22 protein-coding genes, 4 pseudogenes and 1 riboswitch are annotated in these 24,323 nt (G+C 63.4%); of the genes and pseudogenes, 16 read left to right on the top strand and 10 right to left on the bottom strand.

What is annotated here, in order from left to right; translation table 11 throughout:
* Positions 1-5: 5 nt before the first annotated feature.
* Positions 6-398 (bottom strand): annotated as a pseudogene (locus F9Z44_RS21325) (transposase); the annotation flags it as partial.
* On the opposite strand from F9Z44_RS21325, the pseudogene F9Z44_RS21320 reads away from it, so the two are divergent.
* Together F9Z44_RS21320 and F9Z44_RS21315 are read left to right on the top strand one after the other, a co-directional pair.
* Positions 392-490: pseudogene (locus F9Z44_RS21320) on the top strand (ATP-binding protein); the annotation flags it as partial. The pseudogenes F9Z44_RS21325 and F9Z44_RS21320 overlap by 7 nt on opposite strands.
* A 582-nt stretch (positions 491-1,072) precedes the next feature.
* Positions 1,073-1,729 (top strand): GntR family transcriptional regulator, encoded by a 657-nt coding sequence (locus tag F9Z44_RS21315; protein WP_059401886.1) that lies wholly within the window; start codon positions 1,073-1,075, stop codon positions 1,727-1,729.
* Positions 1,730-1,985: 256 nt separating this feature from the next.
* On the opposite strand, the pseudogene F9Z44_RS21310 reads toward F9Z44_RS21315, so the two are convergent.
* Positions 1,986-2,243, bottom strand: a pseudogene (locus F9Z44_RS21310) (IS21 family transposase); the annotation flags it as partial.
* A 545-nt stretch (positions 2,244-2,788) separates the two neighbouring features.
* Here F9Z44_RS21310 and F9Z44_RS21305 point away from each other — a divergent pair.
* Positions 2,789-3,373: pseudogene (locus F9Z44_RS21305) on the top strand (arsenic resistance protein); the annotation flags it as partial.
* A 332-nt stretch (positions 3,374-3,705) separates the two neighbouring features.
* Positions 3,706-4,305 (top strand): PEP-CTERM sorting domain-containing protein, encoded by a 600-nt coding sequence (locus tag F9Z44_RS21300; protein WP_216621502.1) that lies wholly within the window; start codon positions 3,706-3,708, stop codon positions 4,303-4,305.
* Between the two features lie 775 nt (positions 4,306-5,080).
* Here the strand turns inward: F9Z44_RS21300 and dmeF are convergent.
* From dmeF to F9Z44_RS21275, 6 genes are all read right to left on the bottom strand, one after another.
* The gene (gene dmeF, locus F9Z44_RS21295; protein WP_159608966.1) at positions 5,081-6,031 is read right to left on the bottom strand and encodes a CDF family Co(II)/Ni(II) efflux transporter DmeF; all 951 of its coding nucleotides are present in this window, start codon (positions 6,029-6,031) and stop codon (positions 5,081-5,083) included.
* Between the two features lie 10 nt (positions 6,032-6,041).
* Positions 6,042-6,614 carry a TMEM165/GDT1 family protein gene (locus F9Z44_RS21290; protein ID WP_159608965.1) on the bottom strand — a complete coding sequence of 191 codons (573 nt, stop codon included), beginning with the start codon at positions 6,612-6,614 and terminating at the stop codon, positions 6,042-6,044.
* Between the two features lie 2 nt (positions 6,615-6,616).
* A riboswitch (yybP-ykoY riboswitch) is annotated at positions 6,617-6,789 on the bottom strand.
* A gap of 101 nt (positions 6,790-6,890) precedes the next feature.
* Complete coding sequence (locus F9Z44_RS23060) at positions 6,891-7,091, bottom strand: hypothetical protein (protein WP_216621501.1); 201 nt, start codon at positions 7,089-7,091, stop codon at positions 6,891-6,893.
* A gap of 90 nt (positions 7,092-7,181) precedes the next feature.
* Positions 7,182-7,640 carry a hypothetical protein gene (locus F9Z44_RS23055; protein ID WP_216621500.1) on the bottom strand — a complete coding sequence of 153 codons (459 nt, stop codon included), beginning with the start codon at positions 7,638-7,640 and terminating at the stop codon, positions 7,182-7,184.
* A gap of 84 nt (positions 7,641-7,724) precedes the next feature.
* Positions 7,725-8,570 carry an FTR1 family iron permease gene (locus tag F9Z44_RS21280; RefSeq protein WP_159608964.1) on the bottom strand — a complete coding sequence of 282 codons (846 nt, stop codon included), beginning with the start codon at positions 8,568-8,570 and terminating at the stop codon, positions 7,725-7,727.
* 220 nt (positions 8,571-8,790) lie between these two features.
* Positions 8,791-9,762, bottom strand: a complete 972-nt coding sequence (locus F9Z44_RS21275) for a DNA-binding protein (RefSeq protein WP_236574449.1) — start codon at positions 9,760-9,762, stop codon at positions 8,791-8,793.
* 129 nt (positions 9,763-9,891) lie between these two features.
* Here F9Z44_RS21275 and F9Z44_RS21270 point away from each other — a divergent pair, with 129 nt between their 5' ends.
* On the top strand, positions 9,892-10,953 hold the full coding sequence (locus tag F9Z44_RS21270; RefSeq protein WP_159608962.1) for a site-specific integrase: 1,062 nt from the start codon (positions 9,892-9,894) through the stop codon (positions 10,951-10,953).
* Positions 10,954-11,023: 70 nt separating this feature from the next.
* Here the strand turns inward: F9Z44_RS21270 and F9Z44_RS21265 are convergent, their stop codons facing one another.
* The gene (locus F9Z44_RS21265) at positions 11,024-11,239 is read right to left on the bottom strand and encodes an NAD(P)-dependent oxidoreductase (RefSeq protein WP_268894236.1); all 216 of its coding nucleotides are present in this window, start codon (positions 11,237-11,239) and stop codon (positions 11,024-11,026) included.
* Positions 11,240-11,272: 33 nt separating this feature from the next.
* Positions 11,273-12,199, bottom strand: coding sequence for a LysR family transcriptional regulator (locus F9Z44_RS21260; protein WP_159608961.1), 927 nt, complete (start codon positions 12,197-12,199; stop codon positions 11,273-11,275).
* Positions 12,200-12,229: 30 nt separating this feature from the next.
* Here F9Z44_RS21260 and F9Z44_RS21255 point away from each other — a divergent pair, with 30 nt between their 5' ends.
* From F9Z44_RS21255 to F9Z44_RS21205, 11 genes are all read left to right on the top strand, one after another.
* Positions 12,230-13,357, top strand: coding sequence for a YeiH family protein (locus tag F9Z44_RS21255; protein WP_159608960.1), 1,128 nt, complete (start codon positions 12,230-12,232; stop codon positions 13,355-13,357).
* 505 nt (positions 13,358-13,862) lie between these two features.
* Positions 13,863-14,702, top strand: a complete 840-nt coding sequence (locus tag F9Z44_RS21250; RefSeq protein ID WP_159608959.1) for an IclR family transcriptional regulator — start codon at positions 13,863-13,865, stop codon at positions 14,700-14,702.
* Positions 14,703-14,729: 27 nt separating this feature from the next.
* Entirely contained in the window at positions 14,730-15,956 is a 1,227-nt protein-coding gene (locus F9Z44_RS21245; protein WP_159608958.1) for an aromatic ring-hydroxylating oxygenase subunit alpha, read from the top strand.
* Between the two features lie 34 nt (positions 15,957-15,990).
* Positions 15,991-16,449, top strand: coding sequence for a nuclear transport factor 2 family protein (locus F9Z44_RS21240; RefSeq protein WP_159608957.1), 459 nt, complete (start codon positions 15,991-15,993; stop codon positions 16,447-16,449).
* A 22-nt stretch (positions 16,450-16,471) separates the two neighbouring features.
* Positions 16,472-17,365 (top strand): acetaldehyde dehydrogenase (acetylating), encoded by an 894-nt coding sequence (locus tag F9Z44_RS21235; protein ID WP_236574445.1) that lies wholly within the window; start codon positions 16,472-16,474, stop codon positions 17,363-17,365.
* A gap of 18 nt (positions 17,366-17,383) precedes the next feature.
* Positions 17,384-18,400: a 4-hydroxy-2-oxovalerate aldolase gene (gene dmpG / locus F9Z44_RS21230; RefSeq protein WP_159608956.1), complete on the top strand. Its 1,017-nt coding sequence runs from the start codon at positions 17,384-17,386 to the stop codon at positions 18,398-18,400.
* 77 nt (positions 18,401-18,477) lie between these two features.
* Positions 18,478-19,497: a TRAP transporter substrate-binding protein gene (locus tag F9Z44_RS21225; RefSeq protein WP_159608955.1), complete on the top strand. Its 1,020-nt coding sequence runs from the start codon at positions 18,478-18,480 to the stop codon at positions 19,495-19,497.
* A 40-nt stretch (positions 19,498-19,537) separates the two neighbouring features.
* Positions 19,538-20,122, top strand: coding sequence for a TRAP transporter small permease (locus F9Z44_RS21220; RefSeq protein WP_159608954.1), 585 nt, complete (start codon positions 19,538-19,540; stop codon positions 20,120-20,122).
* The gene (locus tag F9Z44_RS21215; RefSeq protein ID WP_159608953.1) at positions 20,115-21,407 is read left to right on the top strand and encodes a TRAP transporter large permease; all 1,293 of its coding nucleotides are present in this window, start codon (positions 20,115-20,117) and stop codon (positions 21,405-21,407) included. Before F9Z44_RS21220 ends, F9Z44_RS21215 begins: the two co-directional genes overlap by 8 nt.
* 8 nt (positions 21,408-21,415) lie before the next feature.
* Positions 21,416-22,384: a PDR/VanB family oxidoreductase gene (locus F9Z44_RS21210; protein WP_159608952.1), complete on the top strand. Its 969-nt coding sequence runs from the start codon at positions 21,416-21,418 to the stop codon at positions 22,382-22,384.
* Positions 22,381-23,853 carry an FAD/NAD(P)-binding protein gene (locus F9Z44_RS21205; protein WP_159608951.1) on the top strand — a complete coding sequence of 491 codons (1,473 nt, stop codon included), beginning with the start codon at positions 22,381-22,383 and terminating at the stop codon, positions 23,851-23,853. The genes F9Z44_RS21210 and F9Z44_RS21205 overlap by 4 nt, the downstream gene beginning before the upstream one ends.
* Positions 23,854-24,323 lie beyond the last annotated feature (470 nt).

Here is a 24,323-nt window from a genome sequence, read left to right as displayed (position 1 = left end):
ACTTCCTAAGAAACGGCCTCGGTCGGTTGAAGTGTGAAACCGAACCTTGCAGCACGTCGATGCAGTTGCTTGACCACCCGCTCCCGATAGCACGCCTCGTAGAAGTTCGCGCCGGGATCGACGTATTTCATAACGAAGCGCATTACGTCGTAGAGCAGAACGACAATCTTGCGCGCGGTGGCGGTGACCGCCTTGGCCTTGCCGATTCTCGCCCCCAGCCTGCGGTAGAAGGCCCCAAGAGCGGTATCTGTTTTGCCGACCGTGACAGCCGCCATCCGCAGTATCCACGTGATCCGGTTGGCGGTCTTGCGGGTGTGCGCCGAGAGAACCTTGCCGCCGCTGATCTTGCAGCCCGGGGCAAGCGACAGCCATGATGGGAAGCGCTTGGCGTTCGGCCATCCTCGACCGGCTCATGCACCGATGCGCGATGCTGGAGTTCGAAGGCAAAAGCTACCGACTGAAGGAGATCGCCCCACGCATCGCCATCACACCCGGCAAGCCCGAAGTGGCACAAGGAAAAGTTCAAGATTTTCCGGGGAACAGATCGCGTACGCGCTGCGGTTGGCTGATCCGTGCACGCCTGTGGCCGATGTGTGCCGCCAAGCGGTGTGTCAAAGGGCTGCTCAAGCGGGTTCAATTCGGCCGTATCAAGGGTTTACCTGAGTGTCAGAACTGCTCCTGATGGGGAGGTGCGCGCTGGCCTCGGTGGTTCAAGCGCCAATACGGCGGAGGTGGAACTGGTTCTTCGCCAGCGCGGAAGCCACGTGCGCATCGTCGCGCATTCCCAGGGCCAGTGCGGAGCGGTGTAGTGCAGGCTGAGCAGGAAAGGCTTGCCGGCCTTCTTCAACAACGAGGGCACCTCGGGCGACATCGTGTACCCACGATTTGGTCCGATCAATCGCAGCTACATATGCATATATATGTTACATTTTACTTGTCGGTTAATTGCATTGCATAATGTGTGACAGTGCCATATTGTCTGTGGTGTAAACTTTCGGAGTACCTTCACGTGGTCATTAGGCGAAGTGGAAGCAGGGGTGCCTCGCAAACGAGTGGCGCGGCACCGAGGAGCATGGCTACCCGACTCAATGAGCCAAAGGCCAAACTCACCGATCTCGCCTATCAAATGATTGAGGAGGCCATCGTTACCTTGCGCATCCGGCCCGGCACATCCCTCTCCGAGCAAGCGCTAAGCGAGATGACCGGTATCGGCCGCACGCCCATTAGGGAGGCTATCCAGCGCTTGGCGCGCGAGCACCTCATCCTCGTAATGCCGCAACGCGGGCTCCTAGTATCGGAGATGAACGTCAATAAGCAGCTCAAGCTCCTGGAGACAAGGCGCGAGATCGAGCGCTTGATCTGCCGCAGCGCCGCCAAGCGGGCCAGCGATTCGGAGCGCCAATCCTTCCGGCGTCTCGCCGACGAGTTCACGAAGTACGCTGCGCGGAGCGACGATGTGGCTTTCGTACGTGCCGACCGCGAGTTCAATGAACTGTGCCTCAGTGCGGCAAGCAACGAATTCGCGGAAGGTGCGATGCGCATGCTGCACGGGTTGTCGCGGCGATTCTGGTACCTGCACTACAAGCAAACGGCCGACATGCCAGAAATGGCTCGCCTGCACGCTGCCGTCGCGCTGGCGATTGGCAAAGGCGACATCAAGCATGCCGGGGAAGCGCTTGATCGCCTGATTGACCATCTCGAAGGCTTTACGCGCGCCACCGTCCTGTAGCTCCGTTTGGTGGCATGCAGGCTCTGACGCACGACCGATCGTGCGAAGCCCAGCTTGGCGCTGTGCTGGCGGATGATCTTGACAACCGGCGACTGCCCGATAGCAACGCGCAAACGCATCGAGGTGTTGAGTTCCACTGATCTCTGACCCGAGATTTCCATCGAATGCTGACCCACCCGCTTGTGTGAGCAAAGCAGCTCACGTTGTGGATAAGTGCTTCGTTTTCTCCTTTTCAGACTTGGGGCCTGCTGAATGTGTGGAGCTGCAGCAAAGTGCGCCGCTGTTTCCGCGACTTTGTTGCCTCGATCAAGAGCCAAGTCGAAAGCTTGTCAGCGTATGGATCGAGCTTGCTGGTGCTCGCCCGCTTGGCATAGCGGGGCTCTTCGTCGCCCGCCCGCAGGTACTTCTTAACGGTATTGCGAGCCAGGCCTGTGCGCCTGGAGATCTCGCGGATGGACATCTGCTCGCGCAATGCCCAGCGTCTTATGACACTTAAAGTCGCCACGTCTATCACTCCTGAAATCTCCTGCTACTAAAAGCAGCAGGATAGGGTTCTTACGTGGGTCAGCTTTAAATGGAAATTGCAGCTCTAAGTGGGTCAGTTTTCAACGGAAGCCAACAAGCCAAGCCGTCGCCGAAGCGAATTTCGACGACAAAGTGTCCTTTTCTACCCAGGGCCGTGATGCCAGTGGGTACCCTGGCCGCGATAAGGCCGCGTAGTGGTGCTTCCTGCAGCAGCGCGTGAGCCGGTGGGTTGGCGATAGAACTGGATCGCTTTGATCTCATAGCGACAGTATCTGCGTATTTCGGTCGCTGCTGGACACTCAGTTCGGCTACTTGTGGACAGCGGGAGCGTTAGGACCTGGACAGCCGGATCGGCTCTCTTGGACACGCGCAATTTGATGCAGCTAGGCGTCGATCCTGCGGCTCCCAGTTGCGATGTAGGTTGGCCAGGCGGGTGCGAGGCCGGCTAGACTTCTGCAATCGGCCATCAGGAGTCGTTCGGGTCGGGCGGCTCTGTACAGCCGCGGCCGCCGCAACAGCGCGGCCAGCTGCTGCATGCTGCATGAACCCCAGCGAGCTCATAACCAGGTGCGTCGTCCCTTCGCGCTAGGGCGTCTTGAGCTTGAGCTCCACCTGACCGGCGGCGTTGAGCTGCACCCGTCGTCGGAGAGCGCCGGCCGCGTGAGACCCGTACAGGCGCTCGGGCAGATGGAGATCGCGCAGGTCAACCTGCTGATCTGAGTGGTGATCATCCCGGTGCTGATAAAGGTGGACTTCGGCGACCTTCATGGGGTGCGCCGCCACTGGCGCGGCATCGGGGTCAAGCTGTTCGTCAACTGGGCCGTCAAGCCCATCTCGATGGCGCTGCTGGGCTGGCTCTTCGTGCGCCACCTGCTGGCGCACCAACTCGACAGCCGTGTCGCCGGCCTGATCCTGCTGGCCGCCGCGCACTGCACGGCGATGGTCTTCCTCTGGAGCCGGCCGACGAACGCGGATCCACTCTTCACGCCCAGCCAGGTGGCGCTGAACGACACGATCATGGTGCTCGCCTTCGCGCCGATCGTCGAGCTGCTGCTCGGCCTGTCGTCGGGCGCCGTGGTCGGCGTGCAGATCGAGGTGCCGGTGATGCTGCTGGTGGTGCGCGTGGTCAACCGCTTCCGGGGCTGGTACTAGGCCGGGGCCATGGCAACGGCCGTGAAGCGACGTTCGGTCCGCGGCGTCTGAACCGGCCGCGTCGGGACAACGGGTCCCGACGCGGCCCGGCGATGTAAATAAATGTGTCGACTTTTCTTACAGATCGTCAGTCACGCCGAAGAAATCCCTGTTAAGTCATTGTTATTGTTGATGTTATTTGGATCGGCACAAATTGTGCTTTGTTGATCCAAGGTGACCGTGCACGGGCCGCAAGTGTGGCAGTGTCGCTCGCCCGGTATCGGCTTCAGATTCAATTCATTACCGGAAAGGTTCACTCCGTGTCGAAGACATTATTGAAGATTGGCTTGTCCTGCGCGCTGGCACTGGGCGGTGCCGCCCAGGCCGATGTCGTGTACCAGATCCAGAACGGCAAGTTGCAAAGTGCTACCGGCTTGATCATCAACAGCGAACAGTACCGCGTGACGTTCGGAAACTCATGCGCGTCGATGTTTGCCGGCTGCGATCAAAGCCTGTTCGACTTCACGACGTCGGCCGACGCGATGGTCGCGATGAATGCCGTGTTCGCCCAGGTGCTCGTCGACAATGTGGTGGTGGACGGCACCACCTACAACTTCGACACCCGGCCCGAACTGGTCAACAGCTGCGACCGGGGCGGCTTTTGCGAGATGTGGATCCCCTATCTGGATGCGGGCAATGGCAACGCCACATCGGCCTGGTTCGTGAATACGTCCAGCATCGACTATCTGGGGAGCGCAAATTACACGGTCTTCAAGGCGTACGGCGACTCCCAAGACTACATGGCGTTCATGGACTTCGAGAAGGTTGTCGTCAACGGCGTGCCCGAACCGGGATCGCTTGCGCTGTTGGGCATCGCCCTGGCGGGGCTGGGTCTCGCTCGGAAGCGCGCCGCGGGCTGATCTGCGGGCGGCGCTTTCGAGCCTGATGGGGGCCCAAACGAGCGGGCCCGTGCATCACGGTCCACCCGGAAGGCGGGGCGCAGGTTGCGGCCAGAGTATGGCTGAAGTACCGTCCATTCCCGTGCCACCGGGTGTCCGGACTGATCTCGAGCGTCGCGACCTGATGCACAACGCCCCCTGCATGGCCGGCGCCTGGGCCGCCGCCGGCACGCTGCCGGCCGTGGCTGGCACGCCGCGCAGCTTCGCGCCCTCGCTGCTGATGGACGACCGCGGCGACCCGCTCCAGGCGGAGACGCTGCAGCCCGGCGAGGCCTGGCTGTTCAACTACCCCGTTCGACGCCTCGCCGGCCGGGATCGCGCCGCAGGGCAGCATCGTCGCGTTCTCGGCGATCTGCAGTTACTAACCAGTGTACCCGACGGAGATGAGCAGCTTCATCGGGCTGCGCAAGGGCGTGGGCATCCGACAGTTGTCACTCCAGGGGCTGCTTACGCTGCACTACCGACGTACAACGGTGCTCGACGAAGGGCAGCAACGGGCCCATAGAAGCCGTCGGCGCTTTTCTCTGTGAGCGACAGGTCTACCCTCGAACTTGACCTTCGCTGACCCCGATGAGCAGATTGCAGACCGGCGACAGGAGGGATCATGTGCTCCTGCGGCACGACGACCGCAGAATATTCGCGGCGGGGCAACTGCTTCGGCAGGTCGCGAACCGCTCGGCGGACCGAAGGCCAAGACATCGTAGAAAGGCCCGTCGCCACTTGCCTGCCGCCGCAACTAACTGCGATGGCACATCTGAACCTCGATGGTCGAGTGCACGATCTCCTCGTGAATCGACAGCCACTCCCGCACCTGGTTCGGCACCAGTCGCTCGTCGTGGGTCACGAGACTGAGAGCGCACGAGTAGGTCGCCCTGCCCACTCGCCAGACATGCAGGTCGGCGACGAGGGTTTCACTCTCGGCGCCGCGCTCGGCAATGACCGCCCGGATCTCGTCGACCACCGGATGGTCCATCTCCCGGTCCAGCAGCACCTTGCTGGTTTCAACGATGAGCCCCTTGGCCCACAGCGCGACGACCAAAGCGCCAACGATGCCCATGACCGGATCAAGCCATGACCAACCCAGCCACCAACCGCCGGCGAGTGCCGCGATCGCCGCCACGGAAGTCGCCGCGTCGGCGATGACGTGGACGTAGGCTGACTTGAGGTTCAGGTCGTGGTGGTGACTCGTTTCGTGCGAATGACCATGGTGATCGTGCCCGTGGTCGTGGTGATGCGCCGCGTCCAGGATGCGTGCCGAGACGAGATTGACCACCAGGCCGAGCACCGCGATGAGCATGGCCTCCTTGTAGTGGATCGGCTCGGGGGTGATCAGTCGCTCTACCGAGCCGTACACCATGAGGCCCACGACCACCAGTAGGAAGATGGCGCTCGCGAACCCGCCGAGCACCTCCATCTTCCAGGTTCCAAAGGCGAACCGGGTGTCCTTCGCGTGCTTGCGCGCCGCCGAGTACGCGAACGCACTCAGTCCGATCGCCACGGCATGGCTGCTCATGTGGAAGCCGTCGGCCAGCAGTGCCATCGAGTTGTAGAACCAACCCGCGGCGATCTCGACGACCATCATCGCAGCGGTGATCCACATCACCACGCGCGTTCCGCGTTCTCCAGCCGCGTTTCCTGAATCAAAGACGTGGTCGTGCTGCCACTTGGCAAGATCGTCAGCGTGCATGGTCAGCCCTTCAGAACAGCTTGCCGACGTTCAGGAGCGTCAGCACGCCGAGGATGGCGAAGATGACGGCCGCGATGCCGTGGACCAGTTTCATCGACACCTTCTTGGCGATCTTGTCGCCCAGGAAGACCGCCGGCACGTTGGCCAGCATCATGCCGAAGGTCGTGCCCAGCACCACCTGGACGATGTCGGTGTAGCGCGCGGCCAGGGCCACGGTGGCGATTTGCGTCTTGTCGCCCATCTCCGCCAGGAAGAAGGCGACCACCGTCGTGCCGAACACGCCGAAGCGCTGCTTGCCACCCGCTGCGTCGTCGTCGATCTTGTCGGGGATCAGCATCCAGCCCGCCATGGCCAGGAACGACACACCGATCACCCAGCGCAGGATGTTCGGACCCATGGCCTGGGCCACCCAGCCGCCCACGGCGCCGGCGGCCGCGTGGTTCACGAGGGTCGCAACCAGGATTCCAAGGATGATGGGGATGGGCTTGCGAAAGGCTGCGGCCAGAACGATGGCCAGCAGCTGTGTCTTGTCGCCCATTTCACCCAGGGCGACGACGCCGGTCGAGACGAGGAATGCTTCCATGAAAACTCCAAGGGCCAGCGAAGACGAAGACTGCACGGCATCCCCGGCCCATCCGGAGGCAGTGCAGTCAAAGGTCTTGCCAGGCTTGAAGCTGTCCGCGCCATGACCATGAGGGTCAAGTGTGTTGACGCGGACCCCTGCGAGCGCAGGGCGGCTACTCCCCAATGACGGGTGAGGGGCAAGTATATCGGGCGGTCTCAGCGCACCAGGAGCAGCGGTACCTTTCAGGCGGCGATGACGTCGCCCGCGTCTGTCGAATCGCCGCTGGTCATCGGCTCAGAACTCAAACTCCGCCTGCGCTCGCAGCGTGTGCTTCGGCGACGCATGGTTGATGCCGAACAGCACACCAGCGTTGTACTTGATCGTCTGGTGATCGCCGACTTTGACTCGGCCGAACAGGGCCGGTCCTGCGATGTGCGACTGCTCTCTCGACGGCGCCCAGTCATTCCACGGGCCCATGTTGCCGAAACCCTGCACACCGGCCTCGAGAGCTGGTGTCCAACGGTACTTCAGCTGCCACTGGTAGCCGAGCTCGGCCTTCTCCGGCTCCGCGATGCGGATGTGCTTCTAGATCAACAGATTGAGATTGGCCTGCCACAGGCCGAACTCCGACTGCAGCAGCGGGCCCCATTTGTATTCATAGCCTTCGCTGCGGTCCTTCGGTCGCTCGATCTCGAGCAGGAAGCCAACGTCGACCGGGTACTTCCCGGTCTCTGTGAGCTGGAACTTGTTCTCCCACTCCCAGGCGTCGAAGGCACTCGGCGCGCCCGGCTCGTGGTGCCACTTCGCATACAGCTCGGTGAACCACCAACTGGTGGCGCCGTAGCCGAGCCCGATCGACCAGGCGCTCTCGCGGGTGCCATCGCGCAACTTGCGCGTGCCGGCTTTGAAGTCGATCTCGCGCTCGCCCTCCTCGACGATAGGCGTGACGACATAGTCGGAAGGTCCGGCTGCCGCCGGAACGGTGTAGGCAAGGCAGGACAGGGCAAGGGCGACAAGCGCCCGTCCATATTTGACGTTATGCATCGGAAGGCCTCGGGAGTGGCAAGAAGAAGAGATGCGACGGGCGACCTCGCAGGGCGCCGGCGAGGGGGCTGGGCGGGCGCGCCGTCAGGCCGGGCCGGCGCGGCGATGCGGCGGGCTGACGCCCAGCTGGCGCATCACCATGCGCGTGCCGATGTAGATGCTGGCCAGCACGGCGACATAGAAGCCGATCTGCATCGCCGACGGCCGCGCGTCGTAGCCAACCAGTGCGTGCAGTAGCGCGCCCAGCGCCGAATCGGACGCCAGCCAGGCGGAGCTGTCCCACAGCGGCGCGGTGCCGCGCTCGACCAGCCCGGCCTGCGCGAGGGCGCGGGCCAGTTGGCTGGCGATCGACGCGGCCAGCAGCGCGATCAGCACATTGGTTGCAGCGAAGAGCTTCTGCGTCGGGATGCGCGACAAGCCGGCATAAAGGCCAACGCCGACCACGGCGCCGGCAACCAGCCCAAGCGCACAGGCCAACATCACCGAGGCGGTGCCGACCTGGCCGCCGCCAGTCAGCGAGCCGGCTACGAACAGCACCGTCTCGGCGCCCTCACGCAGCACCGCGAGGGCCACCGCGACGAACAACACCCACGGCTTGCGCTGCCCGCCCTGGACCGATGCGCCGAGCTGGCGCGCCTCCATCGCCATCTGCCGGCCGTGCGTCGAGACCCAGACGCAGTGCCACACCAGCATCGACAGCGCGACCGTCAGGATGCCGATGTTGACCAGATCCTGGCCGATGCCGTCGGCCCAGGTGCCGACCTGCTCGGCCGACAGCGCCAGCAGCAGCGCACCGGCCACGCCGGCGGCGACACCGCCGGCCAGCCAGCGGCCTCGCTGCGGCAACTGCTTCGTAGCGGCGGCGATGATGCCGACGAACAGCGCGGCCTCGAGGGTTTCGCGGAAAACGATCAGGGAGGCGGCGAACATGGCGATGGCGAGGGTCGGCCGTGATTCCTGCAAAATCCGCAGAAAAGCAGCTAAGTAATTGATTTAACTAAGATTTTTACCGACTGTGTGAACGAGCCACCCTCCAACGCGTCTTCGACTATGTGCTCAAATCACTCAATACGCTGTACAGCGTATGGTTGGTGCGCAGCCAAGGTCTGGAGCTTGGAGCGAAAGCGGCGTGTTGCTGCGTTATTCGAGTTTAAGGACGGTCTTTTGGTTTTGCCCGCTTCGCGCTTGTCCCAGAGCCCGGGCCAGCGCCAGGAAGGCGGGCCTTAAGGTCGGCCAGCAACGCGGTCGCGTCTTTTCGGAACTGCTCCTGATGCGACTGGGCAGCTCGCAAGTCGTCCCGCGCGGACAAGATCTCCTTCGCCAGGCCCGCATTCTCTGCAATCAAGGCGCCGACCTGCACCCGAAGGGACTGGGCCTCCTCCTGCGAACCCGCCAGCGTCTTGGACGCCTTCTTGTTGTCATCCGCTAGCAGCAACGTCAGGCGCTTGACCTCCTGCCGTGCGCGATCCAGGTCCCCAAGCAGCCGTTTTTCATGAGCGGAGGCTCGTTGTTCCAGGCGCCCTCGCTCCTGCCGGTGGCCCTCGGTCAACCCATTGAGACGATCACGCTCCGCCTGCAGCGCTTGCGCTGCCTCGGCATGTAAGGTGCGCAAGGATTCGATTTCACGTTCCCGGCCTGTCAGCCCTTTATGCAAGTCGGTAACCTGACGCACCAGATCAGTGATCTGATGGTCCTTGGCCTGAAGAGCGGCGCCCAGCGCCTCTGAGCGCTCATTGAGCTTCTGCTGGTCCTGCTCGAGCGTGTCGCGCAGGGTGGCCAGGCGCTCCGCGTGCTGGTCCTGCACCTGCCGATCGATCCGCACCGATTCAACCGCTTGCTCCTGCGCGTGCTGCTGGGCACGCCCCCACAGTGCCTTGGCGGCCCGCAGAACCGGTGCCGGCAGGACGCCCTGCTCTCCGGCGCCATCTTCGTCACTGGCCAGTCGTTTGGCCAACGAGGCGTACCAGGCATCGAGCATGGGCGCCACGGTGTTCGGCGACCCTCGACCAAGGTGCGCGCGCACCCGCTCAATCGTGGGCCGTTCGCCTTGGGCGAGCACGGCATCGGCCGCAGCCCAAACCTCGTCGGGCTGGACACCCCGAGTCACTCTCGAACTTTTCATTTGCATCGCCCTGCTCCGCGCTGTAAATTACCCACGATAAGGGATACTTATCGCGACTTATCGATCTTGTTCGTATTAAATCATACATAGTATGTGTGATAAATATCCATTCGTCACCCTGCCCTGAACATGCGCCTGCCCATCCTCCAGAAAACCCCCGCCCTGCAGCCGCACGAATTGAGCGACATGACCGCGCAAGCCGTGGCCGATCTGCTGCGCGAAGGCGAATCGCTCAACACGCAGCTGAGCTACCGCAGTGCGCTGCGCTACTGGGCCGCCTGGTACGGCATCCGTTATGGGGCACAGATCAGCCTGCCGTTGCCCGCGGCCTGCGTGCTGCAATTCATCGTCGACCATGCGCAGCGCACCACGCCCAAGGGTCTGGCGCACGAACTCCCGGTCGAGATCGACGCAGCCCTGGTCGCGGCCGGCTACAAGGGAAAACCGGGACCGATGGCACACAACACGCTGGCGCACCGCCTGGCGGTGCTGTCCAAAGCCCACCAGATGCGCGACGTGAAAAACCCCTGTCAGGACCCCAAGGTGCGCGAGTTGCTCTCCCGCACGCGCAAGGCCTATGCCAAACGGGGCGAGCTGCCGAAGAAGAAAGACGCACTGACCAAGGATCCACTTCAACTGGTGCTGGCCACCTGCGACGACTCCATGAGGGGTAAACGCGATCGCGCCCTCCTCCTCTTTGCCTGGGCCAGCGGTGGACGCCGGCGCTCCGAGGTGGCTGCGGCGGACGTTAAATTCTTGAAGCGTTTGGCGCGGGGGGAGTTTTCTTACGAACTGGTCTTCTCGAAAACCAACCAGAGCGGCGTTGATCGACCCGAGAACCACAAGCCCGTGCTCGGTGCTGCTGGTGCGGCGTTAGAGGATTGGTTATCGGTGAGCGGGATCCGCGAGGGCGCCCTCTTCCGCCGCGTGCTCAAGGGCGGCCACCTGGGTGGCCCGCTGTCGGCAGCTTCCGTGCGCGACATCGTCAAGGCGCGGTGTTTGTTGGCGGGGGTTGAGGGGGCGTTTTCTGCGCACTCATTGAGGTCGGGGTTCGTCACTGAAGCCGCTGCACAGAACGTCTCCCTTGCAGACACGATGGCGATGACGGGTCACCAGTCCGTGGCCGTGGTGCTTGGATACCAGCGCCAGGGTGGGCTTTCCAACAACCCCGCCTCCAGGTTGCTCCCGTAGCCTTCAAAGGCTTCCCAGTCTGGGACCAAAGTGTCCAAGTCCCGCAGCACACGACGGTTCCGTTCTTTGTTCATCCTCGGGGTGCCAGTGCGTTCGGTGGCCTCCTGCCGTCGAGTCCTATCAGGACGTTGTCCGCAGCTTGACAGAGTGTCGCTAACCGGCTGCCAGGCGTGGCGCTGGCGATGTGGGGCGTTAGCACGACGCGCGGTGCTTGCAGCAACGCCTGCTGGATGTGCGGTTCCCTCTCAAACACGTCCAGAGCCGCTGCCGCCAGACGCCCACTCAAGAGTGGTAGGGCATTCCGTTCGATGTCGGCAGTTCAACTGGCACTGCGTTGCCCGGCGGCACTGCAGTGCGCCAGAAAGTCCTTGGTCGCACGGCCCAGCTTCTTTTCACGGTGCAGCACGATGGCGAGCTTTCGGCTTGCCTTGGGCAGGCGTGTTTGCAGCTCGATCAGGTGCCCGTCTGCCACGCTTTGCTCTACGGCGTAGCGAGAAAGGCAGCCAAGACCATCGCCTGCCGCCACCACGCGCTTGATCGCTTCGTTGCTGCCCAGTTCGAAGCCGATGCGCACCTGCTCAAGGTTTTTGAGCAACCATTCGTCCGTGATCTGGCGTGTGCCGGAGCCGTGCTCCCGCACCACCCAGGTAGCCTGGGCCAACTGGTGAGGCGTCGCGCAGCGATTCGCCAGGGGATGGCCCGGCGCAGCGAGGATCACCATCTCGTCATCCCGCCATGGCTGCACGACCAGGTCGGCATGCGTCTGAGACCCCTCGACGAAGCCGATGTCGACATCCAGGGCGGCTACCGCTTCTATGACGTCACTGGTGTTGCCAATGCGCAGATGAATCTTGCTCTTGGGGTGCAGTTGCGTCCACCGTGACACCAGGCCGGGCAACAGGTACTCGCCGATCGTAAAGCTGGCAGCCACCCGCAAAGGTGCGGCGTGCTCGTCCATGAACAGGGCCTGCAATTCGGTCGCCTGGTCGACGACGACCTGGGCCTTGGGTAGCAGCGCGCGCCCGTTCTCATTGAGTTGCAGGCGCCGGCCGATGCGATCAAACAGTTCAACACCCAATGCAGCTTCCAGATCCGCCAGCGAGGTGCTGGCCGCTGATTGTGAGCGTGCGATGCGGTCGGCCGCAGCACGTGTGCTGCCGCCGCGCGCCGTGGCCAGAAAGACCTCCAGCTGACGCAGGTTCAGGCGCAGGCGCTGGAACGAAGGTTGATTTGATTTATCGATCATTCTTAGAAATATTATCTGATTTTTTACTTTATGACTTTTGCCTATTATCAAATTCATGGGGGGAACGACCCTCCCCTGCGCACCCCCTGGTCGGAAGAGGTTTTGCCTGTGTTCAATTTTTTCTCGTCCACGTCGGTCGCGGACGCGGCCCAGCCCGCCGGGTCGCCGCACCTGCTGCAACTTCTCCCTGGCGCGGGCCTGACTTGCGTGATGGCGATGGCCGCCACGCTGGTGTCCACCTTGCACGGCGGACCCCAATTCCTGTATGCGCTGTTCTTTGGCGTGGCTTTTCACTATCTCAGCCATGACCCCAAGACCAGGCCCGGCATCGAGTTTTGCTCGCGTACCGTGCTTCGGGTGGGCGTTGGCTTGCTCGGTGCGCGGATCACGGCGAGCCAGATCGTGGGCCTGGGCTGGAGCACGGCGGCCATTGTCATCGTCGCAGTCGTGACCACGTTGCTGTGCGGGGTGCTGCTGGGCCGCTATTTGGGTATGAACCGGTCCCAATCTGTGCTTTCTGGCGGCTCCGTCGCCATTTGCGGTGCGTCTGCTGCTCTTGCAATCTCGGCGGTCCTGCCACGGAACAAGGACAGTGAACGCTTCACCCTGATGGTCGTGGTGACCGTGACTGTGCTGTCCACACTGGCGATGGTGATCTATCCGCTGGTGGCCAGATTGCTGCACCTGCCGCCCGAGCTGGCCGGGCTGTTTCTCGGTGGAACGATCCACGATGTTGCGCAGGTCGTCGGCGCAGGGTACATGCTGAGCCCGGAGACTGGCGACTACGCCACCATCGTCAAGCTGTTCCGTGTTTCCATGCTGGCCGTGGTGGTGGTGGCGGCGTCCAGTCTGTTCAAGAAGGAGCGTGAGCAGGCTGAAGACGGTACCGTTACACCCAGGCAGGCGCTGGTGCCGTGGTTTCTTTGGGTGTTCGTGGCACTGGTCATCATCAACTCCGTTGGCGGTGTGCCCGCAGCCGTACAGGCGGGCCTCAACGACGTGTCGCGTGCGTGTCTTGTGGTCGCTATCGCGGCCTTGGGTATCAAGACGTCGTTCGGCCAACTGGCCCGCTCAGGCTGGCAGCCCTTTGTGTTGTTGTTGGTCGAGACGCTGTGGATGGCCGGCTTCGTGCTGGCTGCAATTTATCTGCGGCCGTGAGCCGGTTCCCCGTGTTCGCCTGACTCCGGGGCCATGCAAAAAAAGTCCTGTTACGCGGTTGTCGCATCTCGCTGCCCGACGGCAATCGATCGGGTTTTGAGGGGCCTCAATTTTTTGGGGGAGGCATCTGAAGATGTGGTTGTTGACAGCCTGCCCCTTGAAACGCGGCCAGACCCAGACGGTCGGCATGCCCATGGGTACCCCTTCCGATCTCTCCGTCCAGGACCGGTGACCGCTCGAGTGCGGCTTCATTCAAGTGTGGGCGATGCCCCGTCTGCCGGTCCGTCTCAAACGGGTTTTCCGGAAGCGCGCGTTCCATGCAGGGGCAATTGCGCCCCGGTCAGTGCGCTGCGACGCTTGCGTTTCGAGGCCTCCGAAGCCTTGACAAGCCCGCGCGATCGCGCAAGAACAACCGATGTAGTGGCAATAGAGAATTTTCTTATGTCAGGGTTTACGATGATAAATTTGCTATTGCCATAAAATCATCCGTATATAGAATGAACTCATGGCAAAAGCATCCAAACCCGACCGCAATACCGACGAGGCCAGCTCGGCTTCCGGCTCACTGACCAAGGGAATTCGCATCATCGAATTGCTCGTGGAGTCCCCGACGCCCCAAGGTCTCTCGGACATTTCAATTGGCGCCGGCGTCGACAGTTCAACAGCCCACCGGCTGATCCAGCCGTTGATCGAGCGCGGCTACATCGTCCGCGACAACCAGAGCCGCCGATACATGGCGGGGCCACGTGCGCTGTCTCCCTTTGGCATGAGCCACCCGCTCAAGGAACTCGGCCGTGAAGCATTGCCACTGTTGACTTCGCTGCGCAACAACACCGGAGAGAGTTGCAGCCTGGTGCTGTTCATCGGCAGCCAGCGCGTGACGATCGAGACGGTGCGCGGGGCGCATCCCTTGGTCCCGTACTACGACACCTGGCTGCGCAGTCCCTTGCATGGTTCCGCGTCCGGAAAAGTTCTTCTCGCATCGCTGCCGGCAGACGAGCGCCTTGCGCTACTGGGAGACGGTCCCTATCAGGCTGCAACCCCCCTCACGATCACCGATCCGGCCAAGCTGGAGCAACACCTGGTCGAGGTCAACCAGCGCGGGTATGCGATGGCGAGGGACGACGCCTTTGTCGGCATGACGGCCATCGCCGCGCCGGTGAAGTACCTGGGCCGCGTCATCGGGTGTATTGCGATGGTCGGCCGCAGCGACGCCATCGTTGAAAGCGCGGATGCCGAACTGGGCGCAGCGCTGGCCAATGCCGCGGCGCTGCTGACACACAGCGCCCCTTCGCTGCGCGCGGTTCATTACATGTTCAGTTCACGCGGCCCCGTCGCCGTCTGATTCCGCCCCACCCATAAGGAGAACCCGATGCCAAGAACCGCAACCCAGTGGCTCAAACCCCTCAACGTTCCCAGCGACCACTACGTCAGCACAAAAATCTACACAGACCCGTCGATCCTCGCCAAGGAGCGCGAGGCGATCTTCGGCGAGTGCTGGAAGTTCGCGTGCCATGAGAGCGAGATTGCCAACGCCGGGGATTACCGGACTTCCAACGTGGCGGGTATTCCGATCGTGATCCTGCGCGGCAACGATGGCGAGATCCGAACCTTCGTCAATGCCTGCCCACACCGCGGCGCATCGCTCGTCACCGGCCCGCGCGGCAACGCCAAGGCGCTGACGTGCTTCTTCCACCTCTGGTCCTTCAACCAGTCCGGCGAGTGCATCTCCATCACCCGGCCCGAAGGCTACGAAGAAGCCTGCGTCAAGAAGGATGCCTGCGGTTTGCGTTCGGTCGCCACCGCCGTCAAGCTCGGCATGGTTTTCGTTAACCTCTCCGATGAGGCGGAAGACTTCGATACCTATGTCGGCGACATCATGGACTGCCTCGAAGAGCCGATGGGCACGGTGCCGCTTGAGGTGTTTCACTACCACCAGGTCGTCGTGTCGGCCAACTGGAAACAGTGGCAGGAAACCAATATGGAACTCTATCACGAGTGGGGCCATACGGTGAACCGCGCGACCAGCATCGCGGCCAAGGGATACCACGAAAGAAAGTGGAAGATCCACCCCAACGGCCATGGTTCGTTGGAGCCGTTTCGCGTCGCGTACGAAAACTATTCCGGCTGGGAAGCGCGCGAGTCGCTCGAACTGCCGGGGCTCACACCGGGCGAGTTCCGCGTCGTCGATCTGTTCCCGAACACGTCCATCATCATCCGGGCGACCAGCATCCGGATCGACACGACCACACCGTTGGCCCCGGGTCTGACGCTGCTGGAGCAGCGCGGCGTGGGCGTCAAGGGGGAGTCCGAATCGGACCGCGCGAAAAGGCGGAATCAACACAACCAGTTGTGGGGCCCTCTCGGCCGCAATCTCCCGGAAGACGTGATCTTCGTGGAGGCCGTGAACAACTCCGTGCGCCACGGGGCGTCGCCATTTGGTCTCTTCGCACGCCACGAAAACCTGCTGGCCCAGGACGACGAAATCATGCGCTGCTACTACCGCGTGTGGGGCGATCGCATGGGCCGAGCGGCATCGAATCCGCTCGAAGAACTGGCCCCTTCGCACCAGAACAGCGTGTTCGCACGGGCCGCATGATTTTGTCCATCCCCATGGACTTTTGGAGAACCCCATGACGAACTCAATCGAATCGGTGCGCATGCTGATCGGGCGCACCTGCCTGGCTCTGGATGCAGAGAATTACGGCGAATTTCTCAACGGCTGCACCGAAGAATTCACCTACCGGGTGACCACCTTCAGCCCGGAACTCGGCAAGGACATGGTGTGGCTCGAGCACAACCGCGAGGGCTACGAGGGGCTCATCAAGATGCTCCCAAAACACATCCGGCTGAAGGGCCGCTTCAACCGCCAGGCCATCGTCTGCGATGTGGTGCCGCAGGGCGACAACCATGCCACGGTGACGTCACAGCTGACCGTCATCCACACGAACCCCGAGGGCGAGTCGCGCGTCCTCCTCGCGGGCCGGTACATCGACCAGATCGTGGTCGGTGCTTCGGGCCCGGCGTTGGCGGCGCGCGAGGTCAACCTCGACACGCGCGTCCTCGGCCCCGGCATTCACACACCCATCTGAGCAGAGAAAGAAGGAGACAACCATGATGAACACACAGAAATCGCCCACCAAGGACCGGCTGAACATCGGCATCCTCGGCTCCGGGAACATCGGCACCGACCTGATCTACAAGGTCCGGCGCAGCCCCTCGCTCAACCTTCGCATGGTGGCCGGCATCGACCCCCAATCCGATGGGTTGGCGCGCGCCAGAGAGCTGGGGATCGACACGTCGGCCGCGGGTGCTGACGGCATTCTGGAATGCGGTGACATCGACGTGGTGCTGGATGCCACCGGAGCCCGTGCCCATCTCGAGCATGCACCCCGGCTGCGCAAGGCAGGCCTTCGTATCGTCGACTTGACGCCCGCGAAACTCGGCCCCAGTGTTGTGCCGTGCGTCAACATCGAAACGGCCATGGACGAGCCCAACGTCAACCTGATCTCGTGCGCGGCGCAAGCGACGATCCCGCTGGTGTTCGGCTTCAGCCGCGTGGCCCCGGTGAAGTACGCGGAGATCATCGCCACCATCGCGAGCAACGGCGCGGGTCTTGCTGCGCGGCAGAACATCGAAGAGTTCAAGACCACGACCGAGAAGGCCATCGTGCAGGTGGGTGGCGCCCGGCAAGGCAAGGCCATGGTCATCTTCAATCCGGCCGAGCCGCCCATCAGCATGCGCAACACCGTCTATGTCCAGTTCGACGACGAGGTGGACGAAGTGGCCGTGCGCGATTCGGTGATGGAGATGGCCGAACGGGTGCGTGCCTACGTGCCCGGCTACCAGGTGACCGTGCCGCCCTTTCGTCGCGGAGACCACTTCATGGTCAGCGTCGAGATCACCGGCGCGGGTGACTACCTGCCGACGTACGCGGGCAACCTCGACATCATCAACGCCGCTGCGGTCGCGATCCTGGAACGGTACGCCGCCAGCGCCCAGCACTGACCAACGGAGCACAACACCATGGCAAATATTTCACTCGTCGACGTGACCCTTCGGGATGGCAACCACACCTACCGCCATCAGTTCACACCTGAAATCGTGGCCAGGACCACCGCCGCCCTGGACGCGGCCGGCGTCGACATCATCGAGGTCGGACATGGCGATGGCCTGGGCGGCAGCTGCCTGCACGTCGGCCAGTCGCCGGCCTCCGACCGCGAACTCGTGGCCGCCGCGGTGTCGGCCGCCAAGAACGCCAGGATCGGGGTCATCATGATTCCAGGCTTTGGCACCTTCGGCGATCTGGAGATGTGCGCCGAACTGGGCGTGAAGGTCGCTCGCGTGGCATCGCACTGCACCGAAGCGAACGTGACGGAACAGCACATCCGGCGGTCGAACGACCTGGGCTTTTTCACGGTCGGGTACCTGGTGTCGATCGGCATGACGACACCCGAACGCCTGGCCGAAGAGGCCGCGAAGATGGAGTCGTACGGCGCGCAGTACATCAACCTGGCCGAATCGCAAGGCCACCTGGTGCCCAGCGAAGTGGCGCGCCGGATCGCCGCGGTCCGCAAGGCCGTCAAGATCCCGATCGGCTTCCATCCGCACAACAACCTGGGCCTGGCCATCGGCAACATCCTCGCGGCCATCGACGAAGGCGCCACCTTCATCGATGGCAGCTTGAAGGGCTTCGGTGGCGGCGCCGGGAACGCGCAGACGGAAGTGGTTGTCGCCGCGCTCCAGCGCGCCGGTCATACCTTGCGCACCGACCTGTTCGGCATTCTGGACGCGGCCAAGGTGTTCGGTGACCAGGTGGCACCGCACCCCATGCCGGTGATCGACAACGACTCGATCCTGATGGGCTACGCCAACGTCTACGGCGGCTACATCCTGCCCGTGCGACACGCGGCAGCGGAGTACGGCTGCGACGCTCGCGATCTTGTTCTGCGCCTCGGTGAAATGAAAGTCGTCAATGCGCAGGAAGACATCGTGGTCGCGGAAGCCAAAAAACTGGGTGAGAAGGCCCGCATGGCTGCGTGAGGAAGAAGGTCGCGTCGGAAATCAACTTAACCGCCAGGCCGCCCACGAAGCTGGAGCGCCTCGCCATGGAGACAAACATGAACACGATGAAGACGGTGAAGATGCTGATGTGTGTGGCGGCGGCGGTGGCGGCTCCCGCCTTCGCGCAGGTCACGCTCAATACCAATCTCTGGTTGCCGCAGACCCATGTCACCGCGGCGGGGATCATCCTGCCGCTGTGCGCGGACATCAACACGGTGACGTCCGGACGGGTGAAGTGCAACGTGCTGCCCAAAGCCGTTGTGGCGGCGCCCCAGACGTTTGACGCCATCAAGGACGGCGTGGCCGACCTGGCGCTCATTGTCGAGGGCTACACGCCGGGCCGCTTTCAGCTCGCCAAGGTCGCCGAGTTTCCGTTTCTCGGCGACACAGCCGAGGCCACGTCGGTGGCGTATCAACGGGTCTACGACAAATACTTCGGGAAGGCCGATGAGTACAAGGGCGTGAAAGTCCTGGCGGTCACCACCCACGGCCCGGGCCAGCTCTACACGAAGCGCCCGATCAAAACCCTCGACGATCTGCGGGGCCTCAAGATCCGAACCGGGGGCGGCCTGGTGAACGACGTGTTCAAGGCCTTGGGCGCCACCGGCATGTTGAAGGCGGCCCCCGAGGTCTACGAACTGATGTCGGGCGGCATCATCGATGGCTTCGTGTTCCCGAGGGAAACGGCGTTTTCGCTGAAACTGATCCCGCTGTTCTCGGACACCTTGAGCGTTCCGGGCGGGCTGTACAACGTGAGCTTCGCCGTGATCATGAACCCGGCCAAGTGGGCGCAGATCTCCAAGGCGGATCAGACGGCCATGCAAGCCCTGTTCGGCGAACCGCTCGCGCGGCGTGCGGGCAAGGCTTGGGATGAGGCCGACGCCAAAGGGCTCGCGGCGATGCAGCAGGCCGGCATCAAGGTCACCACGGCCTCCCCCGCGCTGATTGCGGATATCAAAAAGAAGATCGAACACTTGGAGACGGATTGGGCGTCTTCGGTCAAAGCGAAGAACGTGGATGGCGCCGCAGTCCTGAAGGAGATGCGGGATGAGATCGCCGCGGAATCGCGCAAGTAGGCCGTTGAAACAGACGCCATCGACCGACGCGAGATGCACCATGAGCACCACCTCAACCACCCTCCTGCGCGCAGCGTCCGCTGCGCGCAGTGACGGCAACGCCGCTCGCCCGTCCGGCCTGAGCGCGCAGCGCTTCGCCCAAGCCGCTGCCTCGCTGACGTCCGTGATCGTGACCGTGACCCTGCTCACGATCATGGCGCTGACGACGGCGGACGTCATCGGGCGCTACTTCCTGTCGAAACCCGTGCCGGGTGCGCTGGAGATCACGGAGTTGCTGCTCGCATCGCTCATCTTCATGGCCTTGCCGCAGGTCACGCTCAGGCGAGAGCACGTGACGATCGATCTGCTCGATGGCTTGTTCAAATCCCGGTGGCTTCGAACCGTGCAGCGCGTCATCGTTGCCGTGATGGTCGCCCTCTGCTGCGGCTTTCTGGGCTACAGGATGTGGCTGCAAGCCGAGAACATCCGTGCAGCCGGCGAGACGACGGCGACGCTGGGCATCGTGGTCTATCCCGTCGCCTATGGCCTGAGCGTGCTCTTGATGCTGTCGGCGGTCGCCGCTTTGGCCAATGCGTTCTCGGACGCCGAAGACTCAAGCGACAGCGAAGGAGTGAGCTATGTTTGAAGGTCTGATGGGGCTGGGTATTTTCCTGGCACTGGCGTTCCTTCGGGTGCCGCTCGCATTCGCCATGGGGCTCGTGGGCTTTGTCGGATTCGCCTACAAAGTGAACTTCGCGGCGTCCAGCGCGATGGTCGCGCAGCTGGCGTACGAAACCGGCATGCAGTACGCGCTGTCGGTCATTCCGCTGTTCATCCTGATGGGCAATCTGGTCTCGCGCGCCCGGCTGACGGAGGAGTTGTTCGACGCAGCCTATGCGTTCCTGGGCCATCTGCGTGGTGGGCTGGCCATGTCGACCGTGGCCGCCTGCGCCGGGTTTGGCGCCATCTGCGGCTCGTCGGTGGCCACCTCGGCCACCTTCGCGCGCGTCGCCTACCAGCCGATGATGAAATTCAACTACCAAGACAGCATGGCCGCCGGAACGATTGCCGCGGGGGGCACCTTGGGCATCCTGATTCCCCCGTCGGTCATCATGGTGCTGTACGGCATCATGACCGAAACCAGCATCGGCAAGCTGTTCGCGGCCGGCCTGTTGCCGGGGTTGCTCGCGGTGGTTCTGTTCTGCATCGCGATCTATGTCACCAGCCGTTTCAATCCGGCGGCGTGCCCGTCCGGTGCGCGCTCCAGCTGGCCTGAGCGCCTGAAAGCGGCCTACAAGGTGTGGCCTGTGATGGTGCTGTTCCTGGTCGTCATGGGCGGCATCTACGGCGGCTTGTTCACGGCCACCGAGGGCGCGGCCATTGGTGCCACCGGTGGCCTGATCCTGGCCCTGTCCCGGCGTGTCCTGAGCTGGTCGGTGCTGGTCGAGGTGGTGACGGAAAGTGCCCGCACCACGGCCATGATGTTCATGCTGCTGATCGGTGCGCTGATCTTTGCCAACTTCATCAACTACACGTCCCTGCCCTCGGACCTCGTCGACATCGTCACGGCAACAGGCGTCTCGCCGCTCACGGCCATGCTCACGATCCTGGCGATCTACATCGTGCTGGGCGCGGCCATGGAGGAGGTGTCCATGATCCTGCTGACCGTGCCCGTGTTCTTTCCGCTGATCGTCAAGCTCGGTTTTGATCCGGTCTGGTTCGGCGTCATCATCGTCAGCGTCGTGATGCTGGGGATGGTCAGCCCGCCCGTGGGCATGAACATCTTCGTGGTGCGCAACCTACTGCCGCAGGTGAAGACCACCGCCCTGTTCCGCGGAGTGATGCCCTTCGTCGTGGTGCTGTGCCTGTTGCCGCTGATCCTGCTCGTGTTTCCACAGCTCGCGACCTGGTTGCCGAGCTTCGTGAAGTAGAGATGGCCATGTCATCTTCTTCTCACGAGCGCCTGTCGCTGGAAGTCACGGACGTCCAGGCCGAAGCGCGTGACGTGGTCCTGATCGAACTGCGCGCTACAGACCGCTCGCCGTTGCCGCCGTTCGAACCGGGCGCCCACCTGGAGGTGAGCCTGCCCAACGGGCTCGTGCGCCACTACTCGCTGACCAACGACTGGCGAGAGCGTGATCGCTACGTGGTCGGCGTCGGGCGCGCGCCCAACAGCCGGGGCGGATCGTCTTACCTGCACCAGGCCGTGCGGTGCGCCATGACGCTGTCGGTGGGCGCGCCGCGCAACAACTTCGCGCTCGACCAGACCGCGGGTCGCTATCTCTTCGTCGCCGGTGGCATCGGTATCACGCCGATCATGGCGATGATCCACTGGTGCAAAGCCCAGGGCCGGCACTGGCGGCTGGTCTATGCCGCGCGAAACGGCCAACGCGCCGCGTTCTATGAAACGCTGCAAGCTTACGGCGAGCGCGTGCGCTTCCACTTTGACGATCTGCACGGCGGCGTGCTCGACGTGCGCGAGGTGCTCGCCGCAGTGGGGGAGGACGAGCACGTGTACTGCTGCGGCCCGCAACCGCTGATCGGCGCGGTGCAAATCCATTCGGCGCACCTTGCGTCCTCACGGGTGCACTTCGAATACTTCAGCGCGCCGGTCGAATCGGCCCGTGCCGCAGCGCCTGCCGGCGGGTTCGAACTGCAGCTGCGCAAGAGCGGCCTGTCGCTGTCGGTGCCGCGGGATAAGAGCATTCTGGAGGTTCTCGAAGAGAGCGGCCTGACGGTGCCTTTCGCCTGCCGGGCCGGGGTGTGCAGGAGTTGCGAGTGCACGGTGTGCGACGGCGAGATCGAGCATCTCGACTACGTGCTGTCGGATGAAGAGCGCGATGAAGGTCGATCAATGATGGTCTGCGTGTCGCGCGCGAAGTCGGCCATGCTGGTGCTCGATCTGTGAACAACGCGAGCAACACCTTGCCGCCGCGGTGCGTCACCATCATCGGCGGTGGATTCAGCGGCGCCAGTGCCGCGGTGCAGCTCGTCCGCACCAGCCCCGTGCCGCTGGCGATCACCATCGTCGAGCCACGGCCCGAGGTGGGTGGCGGCCTGGCGCATTCGGCCGACGATCCCGATCACCGCTTGAACGGCACGACGTTCCAGCACTTCGTCGATCCGGAGGACCCTGAAAGCTTCAGCCGCTGGTGCACCGAGCGCGGCCTCCTGCACCAAGACCCCGGCGCTGTCGCGCCGGGTGGCAGCCTGTTCATGCGCCGCAAGGACTTCGGCGCCTTCGTCGCCGACACCGTCCGTGCCCATGCAGCGTGGCCGACCGGCTCCACGATCCATCACCTGCAGGACGTCGTGACTGACGCATCGGCAGCCGGTGGAACGATGGAGGTGCGAACGCAGGGCGGTCGGGTGCTGAGCTCGGACATGCTCATCGTCGCCACGGGCAATGCCTTGCCGCGTTTGCCCGCCGAGTTCGACGCGCGCGTGAGCGCCAGTGCCGCGGTGGTCACGCTGCCGAGCGACCTTGAACGCGTGCGCGCCATCCCCAAGTCCGCGCGGGTGCTCGTGCTGGGCACCGGGCTCACCGCGCTCGACATCCTGTCCACCCTGCTCCGTTCGGGCCACGAGGGTGTGATCACCGCGGTGTCCCGGCGAGGGCTTCGACCGTCACCCCAGCGACCCCCCTCCCCCACGCAGCGCAAGATCTCCGTGAGCGAATTGCTGGCCCGCGTCGAAGGACCGGTCGCGCCGTTCATTCTGGCGGCCGGCAACCCGCCCACGCTGCGCCGCTTGTTGCGCGCCCTTCGTGAGCGCATCCGCGAGATCGAAGCGACCGGCGATCTCTGGTACACACCCTACGACGAACTGCGCGACGTTTTCTGGCAGGTCTGGCCGACGCTGCCGCTGCGCGAAAAGATCCGATTTGTAAAGCGCCTTCGCCCCTGGTGGGAGGCGTACCGGTTCCGCTCGCCGCCGCAGAACGAGGCCTTGGTGCGCGCAGCCGAGGCCCGTGGACGCGTCGTGTTCCAGACCACGCGCATCCGCTCGGTCGCCCAGGAACCCGACGGCTGCATCCGCGTGGTGCTGCAAGACCGGGGTGGACCGAGCGAGCGGGTCGCGTCCTTCGACGCCGTGATCAACTGCACCGGCCTGGACGCCGCTGCCGGCGCCAGAGACAACCCGGTGCTCGCCGCGTTGCTGCGCCAGGGACTGGTCAGTGTCGACGCAACCGGCGTCGGCCTGGCGGTGGATGCCGGGTGCCGCGCCATTGGCGCCGACGGTCGTGTGCACGATGGGCTTCGGATCATCGGGCCGCCAACGAACGGCGCGTTTGGCGATCAGGTCGGCGCGCCCTTCATCGCGATGCGGATTCGCCGTGCGCTGCCAAGCATGCACGAAACGCTCGGCACCCCGTGAGTGCGTTGAAAACTGACAGTAAGCGTTGGCGCGGCTTCCAGCAGTCTTGCTCGGAGGACGCGATCGACCGAAGTCGAAAACACCTCTATCTCTGGGACCTCTCGTAAGTTTGGGGTGATCTCAATTTCGGTGCAGAAAGCCGGGTTAACCCTCGCCGGCTAACCTGGCTTTCTGCACCGAAATTGAGATCACCCCTGAACAGACAACGCACTTCCGCCAGCAGGATGCGGTCGGCCCGCAGCGGCTGCAAAAAGGGCAGCGGTCGTGGCTGCCGAGTGGTGCGTCAGGCCCACACCGTTGAGCGCTTCCATTTCATACAGATCATGGCAAGGATTCAGGTCTTGGCGAACGCCTGCACTCCCCGGGGCCAAGGACGCTTGCCAATCAAAGCGTCTCTGAGACCGTCGCCAATAACGACGTTTTTGACTACCATCTGGCGCAATCAACGGATTGAGGGGGGCAGTCTTGGC

The sequence above is a fragment of the Hydrogenophaga sp. PBL-H3 genome (assembly GCF_010104355.1).
GTDB lineage: Bacteria > Pseudomonadota > Gammaproteobacteria > Burkholderiales > Burkholderiaceae_C > Hydrogenophaga.
This window is presented reverse-complemented; position numbering and strand designations above follow the sequence as displayed.